The organism is Streptomyces sp. BB1-1-1 (assembly GCF_031597775.1).
GTDB classification, from domain to species: Bacteria; Actinomycetota; Actinomycetes; order Streptomycetales; family Streptomycetaceae; genus Streptomyces; species Streptomyces thinghirensis.
The window spans coordinates 4,567,024-4,580,087 of sequence record NZ_CP134203.1; the positions used below are offsets into that span (position 1 = coordinate 4,567,024).

At 75.0% G+C, this 13,064-nt stretch carries 16 protein-coding genes; 6 read left to right on the forward strand and 10 right to left on the reverse strand.

Features of this window, described 5'->3' with window-relative positions:
* Window positions 1–43 precede the first annotated feature (43 nt).
* The 3 genes from tadA to RI578_RS21040 all read right to left on the reverse strand — a co-directional run bounded on the left by tadA (window position 44) and on the right by RI578_RS21040 (window position 1,689).
* The gene (tadA, locus tag RI578_RS21030) at window positions 44–475 is read right to left on the reverse strand and encodes a tRNA adenosine(34) deaminase TadA (protein WP_310875822.1); all 432 of its coding nucleotides are present in this window, start codon (window positions 473–475) and stop codon (window positions 44–46) included.
* A 107-nt stretch (window positions 476–582) separates the two neighbouring features.
* Window positions 583–1,134 carry a hypothetical protein gene (locus RI578_RS21035; RefSeq protein WP_310875823.1) on the reverse strand — a complete coding sequence of 184 codons (552 nt, stop codon included), beginning with the start codon at window positions 1,132–1,134 and terminating at the stop codon, window positions 583–585.
* A 324-nt stretch (window positions 1,135–1,458) separates the two neighbouring features.
* Entirely contained in the window at window positions 1,459–1,689 is a 231-nt protein-coding gene (locus RI578_RS21040; RefSeq protein WP_310872502.1) for a hypothetical protein, read from the reverse strand.
* A gap of 139 nt (window positions 1,690–1,828) precedes the next feature.
* Here RI578_RS21040 and upp point away from each other — a divergent pair, with 139 nt between their 5' ends.
* The gene (upp, locus tag RI578_RS21045) at window positions 1,829–2,464 is read left to right on the forward strand and encodes a uracil phosphoribosyltransferase (RefSeq protein WP_310872503.1); all 636 of its coding nucleotides are present in this window, start codon (window positions 1,829–1,831) and stop codon (window positions 2,462–2,464) included.
* 43 nt (window positions 2,465–2,507) lie between these two features.
* On the opposite strand, the gene RI578_RS21050 is transcribed toward upp, so the two are convergent.
* The 7 genes from RI578_RS21050 to RI578_RS21080 all read right to left on the reverse strand — a co-directional run bounded on the left by RI578_RS21050 (window position 2,508) and on the right by RI578_RS21080 (window position 6,996).
* Window positions 2,508–3,128: a LytR C-terminal domain-containing protein gene (locus RI578_RS21050; protein ID WP_310875824.1), complete on the reverse strand. Its 621-nt coding sequence runs from the start codon at window positions 3,126–3,128 to the stop codon at window positions 2,508–2,510.
* A 189-nt stretch (window positions 3,129–3,317) separates the two neighbouring features.
* Window positions 3,318–3,614: a type II toxin-antitoxin system VapB family antitoxin gene (locus RI578_RS21055; RefSeq protein ID WP_003999914.1), complete on the reverse strand. Its 297-nt coding sequence runs from the start codon at window positions 3,612–3,614 to the stop codon at window positions 3,318–3,320.
* Between the two features lie 178 nt (window positions 3,615–3,792).
* A complete protein-coding gene (locus RI578_RS21060) occupies window positions 3,793–3,930 on the reverse strand; it encodes a hypothetical protein (RefSeq protein WP_310872504.1) in 138 nt (45 codons plus the stop codon).
* 95 nt (window positions 3,931–4,025) lie between these two features.
* The gene (locus RI578_RS21065; RefSeq protein ID WP_310872505.1) at window positions 4,026–4,499 is read right to left on the reverse strand and encodes a hypothetical protein; all 474 of its coding nucleotides are present in this window, start codon (window positions 4,497–4,499) and stop codon (window positions 4,026–4,028) included.
* 76 nt (window positions 4,500–4,575) lie between these two features.
* Window positions 4,576–5,277: an HdeD family acid-resistance protein gene (locus RI578_RS21070; protein WP_310872506.1), complete on the reverse strand. Its 702-nt coding sequence runs from the start codon at window positions 5,275–5,277 to the stop codon at window positions 4,576–4,578.
* A 368-nt stretch (window positions 5,278–5,645) separates the two neighbouring features.
* Window positions 5,646–6,239, reverse strand: a complete 594-nt coding sequence (locus RI578_RS21075; RefSeq protein ID WP_310872507.1) for an HhH-GPD-type base excision DNA repair protein — start codon at window positions 6,237–6,239, stop codon at window positions 5,646–5,648.
* A gap of 25 nt (window positions 6,240–6,264) precedes the next feature.
* A complete protein-coding gene (locus RI578_RS21080; RefSeq protein WP_310872508.1) occupies window positions 6,265–6,996 on the reverse strand; it encodes a siderophore-interacting protein in 732 nt (243 codons plus the stop codon).
* Window positions 6,997–7,078: 82 nt separating this feature from the next.
* Between RI578_RS21080 and RI578_RS21085 the strand changes: the two genes are divergently transcribed.
* The 5 genes from RI578_RS21085 (at window position 7,079) to RI578_RS21105 (ending at window position 13,061) form a co-directional block, all read left to right on the forward strand.
* Entirely contained in the window at window positions 7,079–9,169 is a 2,091-nt protein-coding gene (locus RI578_RS21085; protein ID WP_310872509.1) for a penicillin acylase family protein, read from the forward strand.
* The gene (locus RI578_RS21090; protein ID WP_310872510.1) at window positions 9,162–9,782 is read left to right on the forward strand and encodes a GNAT family N-acetyltransferase; all 621 of its coding nucleotides are present in this window, start codon (window positions 9,162–9,164) and stop codon (window positions 9,780–9,782) included. Before RI578_RS21085 ends, RI578_RS21090 begins: the two co-directional genes overlap by 8 nt.
* The gene (locus RI578_RS21095; RefSeq protein ID WP_310872511.1) at window positions 9,779–10,270 is read left to right on the forward strand and encodes a cupin domain-containing protein; all 492 of its coding nucleotides are present in this window, start codon (window positions 9,779–9,781) and stop codon (window positions 10,268–10,270) included. The genes RI578_RS21090 and RI578_RS21095 overlap by 4 nt, the downstream gene beginning before the upstream one ends.
* Window positions 10,267–11,031: a glucose 1-dehydrogenase gene (locus RI578_RS21100; RefSeq protein ID WP_310872512.1), complete on the forward strand. Its 765-nt coding sequence runs from the start codon at window positions 10,267–10,269 to the stop codon at window positions 11,029–11,031. The genes RI578_RS21095 and RI578_RS21100 overlap by 4 nt, the downstream gene beginning before the upstream one ends.
* 158 nt (window positions 11,032–11,189) lie before the next feature.
* Window positions 11,190–13,061 carry a copper resistance protein CopC gene (locus RI578_RS21105; protein ID WP_310872513.1) on the forward strand — a complete coding sequence of 624 codons (1,872 nt, stop codon included), beginning with the start codon at window positions 11,190–11,192 and terminating at the stop codon, window positions 13,059–13,061.
* Window positions 13,062–13,064: the final 3 nt, after the last annotated feature.

Sequence of the window (13,064 nt, forward strand, 5' to 3'; positions counted from 1 at the left end):
TGAAATCGGTATCCGGAGGCCGCGGGGCCCCGGCCGACGGCGGTCAGCGGTCCCGGAAGAAGTCCGTGAGCAGCCGGGCGCAGTCGTCCGCGAGCACGCCCTCGATCACTTCGGGGCGATGGTTGAGGCGCCGGTCGCGCACGACGTCCCACAGGGAGCCGGCCGCGCCCGCCTTGTCGTCGCGGGCGCCGTAGACGACCCGGTCCACGCGGGACTGCACGAGCGCGCCCGCGCACATCGTGCACGGCTCCAGGGTGACGACGAGCGTGCAGCCGGCCAGCCGCCACTCGCCGGTCTCCGCGGCGGCCCGCCGGATCGCGAGGACCTCGGCGTGGGCCGTCGGGTCACCGGTGGCCTCGCGTTCGTTGTGCCCGGCCGCCAGCACGGTCCGCCCGTCCGGCGCCAGTACGACGGCGCCGACGGGGACGTCCCCGCCCCGGGCCGCCCGCCCGGCCTCGGCCAGGGCGAGCCGCATCGCGGCCCGCCACGGGTCGCGCACCGGGTCCGGTACCGGGTCGGGCGGGCCGTGCGGGGCGGAGTGGTCCGCCGGTTCTGCTTCTCGGTCCTGTTCGGTCGGCACGGTCAGCGGACGGTCTCCAGCACCTCGGAGGCGCCCAGGGCCTCGGCGATCTCGCCGACCGCGTCCCCGGACATCGAGCGCAGTTCCTTCTCGCTCACGCCCAGGTCGTCGAGGACCTCGGCGTCACCGACCGGGCCGTGCGGCACGGCCTCACCCGTACCGGCGGCCGCGTCGCCGCCGTCGGCGCCCTCCTCGTCGTCCTCGTCGTCGGATTCACCGTCCTCCGTGCCGTCGAGGTCGAGGGCGTCGAGGTCGTCGCCGTCGTCACCGGGGTCCCGGCCGAGCAGCTCGTCGGTGAGCAGGATCTCGCCGTAGCTGCTGCGGGCGGCGGCGGCGGCGTCCGAGACATAGATACGGGGATCCTCCTCGCCGTCCACCCGGACGACTCCGAACCACGCGTCCTCCTGCTCGATCAGCACGAGCACCGTGTCCTCGTCGGGAGAGGCTTCCCGGGCCAGGTCGGCCAGATCCGACAGGGTCTCCACATCGTCGAGCTCTGTATCGCTCGCTTCCCACCCGTCTTCGGTGCGCGCGAGCAGTGCGGCGAAGTACACCGTGACTCTCCCACTGGTCATAGGCGTGCCGGTTGGGAATCCCCCCGGCGGAGGCTGCGGGCGGGGGAGCGGTGCTCCGAGCCCCACCCACTCGGAATCGTGGCAGAAACAAGGCCTTCAGGGGACGTCTTCGGCGCCCTGTGTCCGGCGGTTTCGTGTTCCGCGGTGTCGGCCAGGGTCCCGGGAGTACCTACCCGGGCAGCCACCCGTCAGCGCACTTGTCGCAGCCACGTGCGGATCGTACGCGGATTCTCGCGGCGCCCGCGTACGCCCGTCGTCGTAACGTCGGCGCGGCGCGCGATCTTCCCCGGGCCGGTCGGGAAGTCACCAGCGGAAGGTGCGCATGCGCATCGCGTGGCGCAGCCGGGCGGCCTTGGCGCGGCGCGGCTGGACGCGGTCCCGCAGTTCCCTGGCCTCCGCCAGGTCGCGCAGGAACTGGGCCCGGCGCCGACGGCGCTCGGCCTCCCTGTCCGGCTCCGTGCTCCGCTCCGCCCCGCGCCCGGTCCCCGGCTCCTTGCCGGGGGACGGCGTGTCGTAGAAGTCCCGGTCAGGCACAGTCTCACCACCCAGCGTCCGTCCCTCCCACCTTCCCCCGGTCGGGCGGTTTGACGCCGGTGAACGGGTGCCGCCGTGGCCCGGGCCTTGCCCGCCCGGGGGGACGCCGGCCCCACGGGGCCCGGTTACTGTGGAGGACATGCGTCTCCACGTCGTCGACCACCCCCTGGTCGCCCACAAGCTCACCACGCTGCGCGACCAGCGCACCGACTCCGCGACCTTCCGCCGTCTCGCCGACGAGCTGGTCACCCTGCTCGCCTACGAGGCCACGCGCGACGTGCGCACCGAACAGGTCGACATCCACACGCCGGTCTGCCCGACCACCGGCGTCAAGCTCTCCCACCCGCGCCCGCTGGTGGTGCCGATCCTGCGGGCCGGCCTCGGCATGCTCGACGGCATGGTCCGGCTGCTGCCGACCGCCGAGGTGGGCTTCCTCGGCATGATCCGCAACGAGGAGACGCTGCAGGCCTCCACGTACGCGACCCGCATGCCGGAGGACCTCTCCGGGCGTCAGGTGTACGTCCTGGACCCGATGCTGGCCACCGGCGGCACCCTGGTCGCGTCGATCCGGGAGCTGATCAAGCGCGGTGCCGACGACGTGACGGCCGTGGTGCTGCTCGCCGCCCCCGAGGGCGTCGAACTCATGGAGCGCGAGCTGGCCGGCACCCCGGTGACGGTCGTGACGGCCTCGGTCGACGAGCGTCTCAACGAGCAGGGCTACATCGTGCCGGGCCTCGGCGACGCGGGCGACCGGATGTACGGGGCCGCCGAGTAGCGCGCGCTCATGCTCCGGGGCCGTCCCGCCCCGGTACGGCTGCTCAGCAGCTCTTCTTCTCCGCGGCGGACGCCGGCTGCGGCGCCGCCAGCTCGGCCAGCGCCGCGTCGGCGTCCGCCCGCTTCGCGAGGCCCTTGAAGCCGTCGCCGATGATCAGGTCGACGGCGGCGCCCTCGCGGGCCGCGTCGGTACGGCGTTCGGCGCCGGGGAGCTGGGTGCCGAGCACGGGGAGCGAGGTCTTCGGGGAGGCGGCCGGGCCGAGCAGGAGGCCGGTGCCCTTCACCTTCTTGTCGTACTTCTTGGGCGCGTTGCTCACGTCGCCGACGCGGAAGCCGCGCTTCTTCAGTTCGTCGGCGGTCTTCTGCGCGAGGCCGCCGCGGGTTGTCGCGTTGAGCACGTTGACGGTGACCTGGGCCGGCTTCGGCAGGGCCACGGCGGCGGGCGAGGCGCTCGCCTTCGCGGCCGTGGTCACGCAGTCCGTCCCGGCACCGGCCGCGGAGGCCTTGTCGCCGCCGGTGAAGACGTCGATGAGCTGGAGCGTGCCCCAGCCGAGCACCCCGAGCACGGTGACGCAGGCGACGGCGACGACCGCGAGCCGGCCGCGTCGTCGGGCCGGTCGCATCCGCGGGTACTTGTCCCCCGTGATCTTGTACTGGCCGCCCATACCAGGGGGAGTGAGCATGCTCATGGGCGCAGCGTAGTGCGCTCGGGCGGCGATGCCTATTAGATGATCAGTCGGTGTTCCGCGGTTCGGCGCAATGCAACCCGAAAGGGTCAAGCCGAAGCGTAGAGAAGCGTAGAAGGGGCCGTCGCGGGTGGGTGCGAGGGGGCGCGAGAGGGTCGCGGTTCCCGGTCAGTCGAGTTCGAGGACCCGCGCGTGCAGCACCTGGCGCTGCTGGAGCGCCGCGCGCACCGCGCGGTGCAGACCGTCCTCCAGGTACAGGTCGCCCTGCCACTTCACGACGTGCGCGAAGAGGTCGCCGTAGAAGGTGGAGTCCTCGGCGAGGAGCGTCTCCAGGTCGAGCTGGCCCTTGGTCGTCACGAGCTGATCGAGGCGGACCGGGCGCGGCGCGACGTCCGCCCACTGCCGGGTGCTCTCCCGGCCGTGGTCGGGGTACGGCCGGCCGTTTCCGATGCGCTTGAAGATCACACGGAAAGCCTACCGGCCAAGACGTTGCGGGCGCAGCCATGGCGCCGGAGTGCGGCGCTGGAAATGACGCCGTAAACGGGGGCAAACGGGAACGGTGGCCCGCGGCGGGCGACCGTGAGCGCGCCGCGCCGGAGGCGGAGGCGGTGTCGGACCCGCCTCCGCCGCTCGGGCGGCCGCGTCAGTCACGCCTCCCTTCCCGCACGGGCGGCCGGGGTTCGCTCGGGGTCTGCGGCCTGCCGGTGTCGGGCTTGGGGGTGCGGCGGGCGGCCTCGGCGCGCAGGAGGGCGCGCAGGACGGCGTAGGGGTCGTTGAGCATGGCGAATTCCTCGTTCCTCGTTCCGTGTTCCGGGGGGCGCGTCTCGCGTTCCGCGGTCTTGCGGAGGGCCGGCGGTCGGTGCCGGTCCGGTCCTGTCAGCAGCGCAGGACCACGGAGCGCGGGGCGCGCGGAGAGGGCGGTGGCCCGATCGGAACGGGTGGTGCGAGGGTCCGGGGCGTGGGGACGTGGCGGCCGGGCGTCGGGGGCGGCGGGACGGACAGGGCCACGACGGTGCGCCGACCGCTGCGGGCAGGGGTGCGCAGGGCGGTGTCGAGGTGGTCGTACTCACCGACGGTGCCGCCCGGGGCGCCGCCGCCCGGTCCGCTGCCACCGGCTCCGCCGCCGACGACGCCTGCGCTCCCGCCGGTCACCAGGGCGGTCGGTGCCGCCTGGGCCGTCGCGTGCGTGCAGGGCACGATCAGGACGAGCAGCAGGACAAGGGCCCGCAGGCAGGCGCGGCGGCGACCGGTGCGCGTCGCACGCGCCGCACGCCTCGTACGCGCCGCACGCGCCGTATGTCCGGCGCGCGTGGCGCGGGCGTCGGCAGCGGCGTGCGGTGCGGGGCTCACGTCAGGTCGTGTCCCCGCCGGGCGTACGCCGCCCACCGTGCCGGGGCGAGAACCGCTCGCTCGGCGTAGGGGCGGTTCACAGGGCGCGCGGGACCTGGTGGGCGCGCCCACGCAGGCGTACGGACGTGACGATCTCGACCACGCCGACGGCTACCAGCCACCAGCCGCCGAACAGCATGAGGACGGCCGCCGACTCCACCGGCGAGTCGATCAGCACGATGCCGGCGACGACGGTGACGGCGCCGAGGAAGATGTGCCAGCCGCGCGCGGGCATCGCCGGGTCGTGGACGGCGGCCAGGATCTGGGTGACGCCGCGGAAGAGCCAGCCGATGCCGATCCACAGCGCGAGCAGCAGTACCGACTGCAGAGGGCCGCGGAAGCAGAACAGGCCCAGCAGGATCGACACCGCGCCGCTGATGAAGGCGAGGACCCGCAGCGAGGTCGTCCGGTGCGTGCCGAAGGCGGCGGCCAGTTGGAGGACGCCGCTGATGACGAGGTAGAGGCCGAAGAGCACACCGGCGGCGCGCAGTGACGCGCCCGGCCAGACCAGGACCAGCACGCCCAGGACGAGTGAGGCGATCCCGGTGAGCAGCACGGTCTGCCATGCGGCGCGGGACAGCGAGTGCAGCGGTCCCTCGAAGGCGGGTTCGGGTTCGGGCCTGGGCCCGGGCTCGTGCCGTCCGGCTGTCGGGGGGTGCGTGCCGTGGCCCGTGCGGGCGTGGATCCCGCGGTCGTCGTACGGCTGCCCTCCGGGGGTGCCGCTGGGTGGCTCGGTCATGCTCCATGCTGGGAGCGGGGGTGGTGGAGGCGCCAGTTGGGGCGGGCCAGTGGGCTGACGTGGGCGGGGGCGTTGGCGTGGGTGGTTCAAGTGGCGCCCGGCGCTGGTGTGGGCCGGGGGTGGGTGTCGCGGGCCGGCGCCGGCCGGGTGCCGCTGCGCCCACCCGTGCCGCCCCAGCGGCACGACTGCCCGCAGCTGGGGGGCCGGGGATGGGTGACGCGGCGGGCGTCGGCCGGGTGCCGCTGCGCCCACCCGCCCGCACCTGGGGGGCCGGGGGCGGGTGTCGCGGCGGGCGCCGGCCGGATGCTGCTGCGCCCACCCGTGCCGCCCCAGGGGCACGACTGCCCGCAGCGGGGGGGGGGGGGCTGTTACTTGTCGGAGGTCTTCGCCGCCTTTGCCGCCGCCTTCATTTCCTGCTTGTGGGCGCGGACCTTCGTCAGGGACTCCGGGCCGGTGATGTCGGCGACGGAGCGGAAGGCGCCGGGTTCGCCGTAGGCGCCGGCGGCCTCGCGCCAGCCCTCCGGCTGGACGCCGAGCTGCTTGCCGAGCAGGGCGAGGAAGATCTGGGCCTTCTGCTTGCCGAAGCCGGGCAGGTCCTGGAGCCGCTTCAGCAGCTCCTTGCCGGTGGAGACGCCCCGCCAGACGGCCTCCGCGTCACCGTCGTAGGTCTCGACGAGGTACCGGCACAGCTGCTGGACGCGGCCCGCCATCGAGCCGGGATAGCGGTGCACGGCCGGCTTGTCGGAGAGCAGGGCGGCGAAGGCCTCGGGGTCGTGGGCGGCGATGTCGTGGGCGTCCAGGTCCTCCGCGCCCATGCGCCGGGCGATGGTCGACGGGCCCTTGAACGCCCACTCCATGGGGACTTGCTGGTCGAGCAGCATGCCGACCAGCGCGGCGAGCGGGCTGCGGCCGAGGAGCTCGTCGGCCTCGGGGTCCTGGGCGAGGTGAAGTGTGACGTCCATGCCCACGATGATCGCGCGTGCGGGCTCAGGTCGCGCGCCAGTACCCCAGCGCGTTCACCCGCTGCTTGGGCAGCCCCAGCTCCTTGCGGGCGTACGAGGCCAGCGCCCGGGTGGTCGCCGTGTCGCAGGCGATCCAGACGAACGGCTCGGGCGTCGACCGCAGCAGCTCCGGCAGCGCCTCCTTCACCTGCGCGACCAGGTGGGCGCCCGCGTCGCGGCGCGGGACCGTGCGGACCTCGTGGCGGTCGGGGCCGGTGCGGAAGGGCAGGCCGTCCGTGCCGGAGCCGCCGTCCTCGAACCAGATCGTCGCGGGGACCGGTCCCAGCGCGTCGAGGAGGGAGTTGAGGGCGGGCAGGGACGCCGGGTCCGCGACCGCGAAGACGCGGGAGGGGACCGGCTCGGGGACCTCGAAGCCGGTGCCCTGGACCGTCGCCTCGATGGTGTCGCCCGGCTTCGCCGCCCTGGCCCAGTCGCTCGCGCACCCCTCGTGCAGGGCGAACTCCATGCCGAAGGTGCCGGTCGCCGGGTCCGGGTCGACCAGCGTGTACGCCCGCTGGTGCGGCTTGCCCGCGTTGTCGAACCACAGCCGCACCCACATCGTGGGGTGGACGCCGGTCGCCGCCAGCATGCCGCCGTCGCTCAGGCGCAGCCTCCGGAAGTCCGGCGTCACGTCCTCCGCGTCCGTCACGGTGAACTCGAAGTCCTTCGCACGCATCAGCTTGAGGACCGCGCCCTCCCAACCCCGCCCCTGCCCCATGGTTTCTTCACCCTTCACGTACTATTCGGCCACGACGTAAGACTTAGGTGAGCCTAACCTAAAGGAAAGTAGGGGCACAGGGGTGAGCGCCGAGACATACCGCGACGCCTGGGGGATCCCGCACCTGCGCGCGGACAACGTGGACGAACTCGCCCGCGCCCAGGGCCGGGTGACCGCCCGTGACCGTGCCTGGCAGCTGGAGGTCGAGCGGCACCGCGCGCAGGGCACCTCCGCGTCCTTCCTCGGGCCCGGGGCCCTGTCCTGGGACCGGCTCGCCCGGCGGGCCCGGCTCGCGGACACCGCCCGCCGCTGCTTCAGCGCCCTGGAGGAGAAGGACCCGGAGACGGCCGCATGGGTGCGGGCGTACGTCGACGGTGTGAACGAGGGGCTGGCCGAAAATGGATCCGCCGCCCCCGAGTTCGCACGCGCCGGTCTCGCCCCCGGCCGCTGGGAGCCCTGGACCCCGCTCGGCGTCTGGCTCGCCACGCACATCCTTTTCGCGGGCTTCCCCGCCAAGCTCTGGCGCGAGCACATCACCGCGCACCTCGGCCCGGACGCGGTCGCCCTCTTCGCCGCCGACGGACCCGGCACCGCCGGCAGCAACGGCTGGCTGGTGAGCGGCGAGCGGACCACCACCGGGCACGCGATCATCGCCGGTGACCCGCACCGCTTCATCGAGGACCCCGGCGTCTACCAGCAGATCCACCTGTCCTGCCCGGAGTTCGACGTCGTCGGCCTCGCCGTGCCCGGCGTCCCCGGCATCGCCCACTTCGGCCACACCGGCACGGTCGCCTGGGCCATCACCAACGCCATGGCCGACTACCAGGACCTGTACCGCGAGCGCCTGCGCCGCACCGGCGCCGGCGTCGAGGCCCTCGGCCCCGACGGCACCTGGCACCGCGCCGCCCGGCACACGGAGACCATTCGGGTCGCGGGCGGAGAGGAGGGGCAGGAGGGGGAGGAGACCGTCGAGGTCATCGAGACCGACCGGGGACCGGTGATCGCCGGCGGACCCGAGGGACTCGACGACGGCACCCCCACCGCCCTCAGCCTGCGTTACCCGCCCCGCGTCACCGCCGACCTCGGCTTCGGCGCCCTGCTGCCGCTGCTGCGGGCCCGCCGGGTCGCCGACGTGGACCGCGCCCTGGACGCGTGGGCCGAGCCGGTCAACGTCGTGCAGGCCGCCGACACCGAGGGCGGGCTGCTGCACCGGGTGGCGGGGCGGGTGCCGCTGCGGTCCGCCGCCAACGGCCTGCGTCCGGTGCCCGCCTGGGAACCCGGCCACGAGTGGGAGGGCCGGCACACCCCGCCCCGCGCCGGGCTCGCCGACGGCGTCGCCGTGATGGCCAACCAGCGCGGCCCGGCCGCACCGCTCGGCGTCGAGTTCGCCCCACCGCACCGCGCCGACCGCATCGCCGCCCTGCTCGCCGGGAAGGAACGCTGGTCGGCCGCCGACATGCCCGCGATCCACACGGACACCCTCCTCGCCTCGGCCGGCCCCCTCCTGGACCGTCTGACGGCCCTGGACGACCTGACCCCCGGGGCCGCCGCCCTCCGCGACCGACTCCTGTCCTGGGACCGGCGCATGGACGCCGGCAGCACCGACGCGGCGGCGTACGCGGCCGTACGCGGGGCGGTCGTACGGCGGTTGGCGGCGCACCCGGTCCTCGCCCCGGCGTCCGTGCCGCCCGCGTACCCCGAGGTGCTGCTGCCGTGGCTCGCGCTCGTGCCGCGCGTCGGCCACGCCCTCGAACACCTGCTGCGCGCCGAGGACCTGTACGGCATCGACCGGGCCGCGGCCGTCCGCGCGGCGCTGGAGGAGGTGGCCGCCGATCCGCCGGCCGGCACCTGGGGCGACACCCACCGCCTCACCGCCTGGCAGGCGCTGCCGGACCCCTCCGGCGCCGACGGGCCCCGGCTCTCCGGAGACCACGACTGCGTGCTGTGCACCTCCGCCGTCCCCGGCCTCACCGACCGTGCCGCACGCGGCCCCGCCGCCCGGTACGTCTGGGACCTGGCCGACCGGCAGGACAGCCGCTGGGTGGTGCCCCTCGGCGCGTCCGGCGTCCCCGGCTCGCCGCACCACCGGGACCAGCGGGCCCTGTGGCTCGACGGTGAACTCGTCCCAGTGGTCACCGACTTCGACCGACTCACCAAGGAAACCGATGTCTGAGCAGCACACGTCCCCGTACGCCTCTCGCGCCGCCGTCCACGAGCAGGAACTCGACGGCTTCGGCGCCGTGCGCGTCCTCCCGCTCGACGCCGCCGCGGACGCCGGCGTGATCCACCGCTGGGTGAGCGAGGAGCGGGCCGCCTTCTGGGGCATGAACGGCCTGACGCGGGACCAGGTCGCGGGCGTCTACGCCCACATGGACACGCTCGACACCCACCACGCCTTCCTGGTGGTCAAGGACGGCGAGCCGGTCGCGCTGCTCCAGACCTACGACCCCGAGGCCGACCGGGTGAGCGAGTGCTACGACGTCGAACCCGGCGACATCGGCGTCCACCTGCTGCTGGCGCCCGCCGGGAGCGAGGGCGCGCGGCCCGGCTGGACCGCCGCGCTGGCGGGGTCCATCATGGCGTACGTCCTGCTGGGCCTGGACCGGAAGCGGATCGTGGTCGACCCGGACGTCGGCAACGAGAAGGCGATCGCCCGCTTCCTCAAGCAGGGCTTCACCGCCGGACCGGCGGTCGTACTGCCGGAGATCGACCTGCCGGACGTGTACCTGCCGGAGAAGAAGGCGCAACTCGCGTTCCTCCGCAGGGAGGTAGCGTTCGGCGGGTGACTTCCCCGCCGACCGCCGAGGACCTGATCGCGCACTACGGGCTGGAGCCCATTCCCCGCGAGGGCGGTCTGTTCCGGCGCACCTGGGCCGGGCCCGAGCGCCCGGACGGACGCCCGGCGGGCTCGGCCATCGTCGCCCTGCTGACCGCCCGGCCGGGTGACTTCTCCGCCCTGCACCGCCTGCCCACCGACGAGGTCTGGCACTTCTACCTCGGCGATCCGCTGGAGCTGCTGCTCCTCGACCCGGACGGCGGCGTGCGTACGGCCGTACTGGGACCGGACGTGCTGGGCGGGCAGCACGTGCAGTTCACCGTCCCCGCCGGGACCTGGATGGGCGGCCGGGTGGCGGCGGGCGGCGCATGGTCGTTCTTCGGGTGCACGATGGCGCCCGGGTTCACCTACGGGGACTACGAGCACGGCGACGCGGCCGGCCTCACGGCGCGCTATCCGGCGGCGGCCGGGCGGATCGTGGAACTGTGCCGCCCATGAACCTGCTCGACGGTCAGGTGGCGCTCGTGACGGGCGCGGGAGGCGGCATCGGACGAGGGATCGCGCTGCGGTTCGCCGAGGAGGGCGCCGCGGTCGCGGTGCACTGCCGTACGGCGGTCGAGGCGGCTCGGGACGTGGCCGCGCGGATCAGGGAGCGCGGCGGCCGGGCGGTGGTACTGCGGGCCGACCTCACCGACGAGGACGCCTGCCGGCGCCTGGTGGAGGAGGCCGCCGACTGGGGCGGGGGACGGCTGACGGCGCTGGTCAACAACGCGGGCGTGCAGCCGCTGCGGGAGCTGGCCGGCATGACGGCCGCCGAGTGGCGGGCGGTGGTGGACACCAACCTCACCAGTGTCTTCGCGTGCACGCAGGCCGCCGCCGGGATCATGCGGGCCCAGGACGACGGCGGCACGGTCACCCACATCGCCTCGATCGAGGCGAACGCCCCCGCACCCGCCCACGCGCACTACAGCGCCGCCAAGGCGGCGGTCGTGATGCACGCCCGTTCCGCCGCGCTGGAGTACGGCCCATGGGGAGTCAGGGTCAACACCGTCTCGCCCGGCCTCGTCGACCGGGACGGTCTCGCGGCGGCCTGGCCGGACGGCGTACGGCGGTGGCGGGAGGCGGCGCCCACGGGACGGCTGGGGCGGCCGGAGGACGTGGGCGACGCGTGCGTGTTCCTCGCGTCACGGCTGGCGTCCTGGGTCACCGGCCACGACCTCGTGGTGGACGGCGGGGTGACGGCACGCCCGTCGTGGTGAGCGCCCCGCCCGGCATCCGATGAGTCTTCGGTGAGCGGGGCGGCGCCCGCGTCCGTACGTATCCCCGAGGCAGTGGGCCCCGACGACGGAGATGCGACGTGAGGTGTGGTGGCGGTACGCGTGCTGGAGCCCGGGGCGGCCGGAGACTTCGGGGACCGGTGCTGCTGGGCACCCTGCTGGTCCTGCTCGTCCTCGGCGGCGCGGGACCGGCGTCCGCCCACGCCGCCCTCCGCGCCACCGACCCCGAGGACGGCAGCGTCCTCCAGCACGCCCCCCGCCACGTCACCCTGACCTTCACCGAGTCCGTCGGCCTGCGCGACGACTCCTTCCGCGTCCTCGACCCCGGCGGGCACCGGGTGCGCACGGGGGAGGCCGGGCGCGCGGACGGCCGTGCCGACACGGCGCGCGTGGCGCTGACGGGCCGGCTCGGCGAGGGCACGTACACCGTGGCCTGGCGGGTGGTGTCGGCCGACAGCCACCCCGTCTCCGGCGCCTTCACCTTCTCGGTCGGCAAGCCCTCCGCGACGACCGCGTCCGTGGACCCCGGCCCCACCGAGGACCCGCTGACCGCCGCCCTCCACAAGATCGCCCGCTACCTCGCCTACCTCGCCGCGGCCCTGCTCATCGGCACGGCCGCCTTCGTCGCCCTGTGCCGCCCGCCGGACCCCGCCCCGCTGCGCCGGCCACTGGTGGCGGGCTGGTGGACCCTGCTGGGCTCGACCGTCGCCCTGCTGGTGCTGCGCGCCCCGTACGAGGCGGGTACGGGGCCGGCGTCGGCCCTGGACGCCGACGCGCTCGGCGGCACCCTCACGTCCCGCCCCGGCGCGCTGCTGCTGGTCAGGCTGGCGCTGCTCGTGCCGGCCGGGCTCTTCCTCGTCCGGATGGCCCGCGGGGGCCGGTACCGGCACCGGGAGCGTGCCCCGCTCGCCGCCGCGGTGGGCGCCGCGCTGGCCGTCGGCCTGGCCCTGACCTGGGCCGCCGCCGAGCACGCCGCCGCGGGGATCCAGGTGCCGGTGGCGGTGACGTCGTCCGTGCTGCACCTGCTCGCCACGGCGGTCTGGCTCGGCGGCCTCGCCGCCCTGCTCGCCACCCTGCGCTCGTCCGCGGACGCCGCGACGGTCGCCCGCTTCTCCCGTACCGCCTTCGCCTCCGTGACCGTCCTGGTCGTCACCGGCGTCTACCAGTCCTGGCGCGGCCTCGGCTCCTGGCCGGCGCTCACGGAGACGACGTACGGCAGGCTGCTGCTCGCCAAACTGGCGGGGGTGGCCGTGCTGCTGGCCGCGGCGGCGGTCTCTCGGCGGTGGACGGCCGCTTGGGTGACGGCGGGGGCGGGGGCGGGCGCCGTGGGTTCGGTGGATGCGGAGACGGTCGTGCGCGGGCGCGTACGTGAGCGGGTGCCGGAGCGGGTGGGCGGGCCTCCGGCGCGGGTATCGGGGGCGTCCGGGTCGGAGAAGTCCGGGCCGGGGTTGTCCGAGTCGGGGTCGTCCGGGCCGACGTCCTGCGAGTCGGAGCCGTCCGAGTCGGAGCCGTCCGCCGTCGGGGACGCCCGGCGTCGTGGGCTGCGCCGGTCCGTTCTGGTCGAGGCCGTCGTCGCGGCCGTCGTCCTGGTGGTCACGACCGTGCTCACCAGCACGGTGCCGGGCCGGGCGGCGGACGACGCGGCACGGGCCGTACCGGCGGGCGGGGTGCTGCCCGCGTCCGTCACCACGATCCCCTTCGACGTCGGCCCCTCCGGCCGGGGCACCGTCCAGATCACCCTGGACCCCGGCCGCACCGGCGACAACGCGGTGCAGGCCGTCGTCTTCGGCCCCGACGGCAGCCTGGCCGCCATCCCCGAACTGCGCCTCTCCTTCACCCTCCCCGACCGGGGCGTCGGCCCGATCGACGCGGAACTCGTCGACCGGGGCGGCTACTGGAGCGCCAACTCCCTCACCCTCCCCCTCCCCGGCACCTGGACGATGGAGACGACGGTCCGGGTGTCGGAGATCGACCAGGTGAGCGAGACGAGGCGGATCCGGATCGAGCGGTGACAG

Coding starts and splice junctions, on each gene's coding strand:
- tadA (WP_310875822.1), bottom strand. CDS start 475: ATGCGGCTCGCCCTGGCCGAGGCCGGGCGGGCGGCCCGGGGCGGGGAC.
- upp (WP_310872503.1), top strand. CDS start 1,829: ATGCGTCTCCACGTCGTCGACCACCCCCTGGTCGCCCACAAGCTCACC.
- RI578_RS21050 (WP_310875824.1), bottom strand. CDS start 3,128: ATGGGCGGCCAGTACAAGATCACGGGGGACAAGTACCCGCGGATGCGA.
- RI578_RS21060 (WP_310872504.1), bottom strand. CDS start 3,930: ATGCTCAACGACCCCTACGCCGTCCTGCGCGCCCTCCTGCGCGCCGAG.
- RI578_RS21070 (WP_310872506.1), bottom strand. CDS start 5,277: ATGACCGAGCCACCCAGCGGCACCCCCGGAGGGCAGCCGTACGACGAC.
- RI578_RS21075 (WP_310872507.1), bottom strand. CDS start 6,239: ATGGACGTCACACTTCACCTCGCCCAGGACCCCGAGGCCGACGAGCTC.
- RI578_RS21080 (WP_310872508.1), bottom strand. CDS start 6,996: ATGGGGCAGGGGCGGGGTTGGGAGGGCGCGGTCCTCAAGCTGATGCGT.
- RI578_RS21090 (WP_310872510.1), top strand. CDS start 9,162: ATGTCTGAGCAGCACACGTCCCCGTACGCCTCTCGCGCCGCCGTCCAC.
- RI578_RS21100 (WP_310872512.1), top strand. CDS start 10,267: ATGAACCTGCTCGACGGTCAGGTGGCGCTCGTGACGGGCGCGGGAGGC.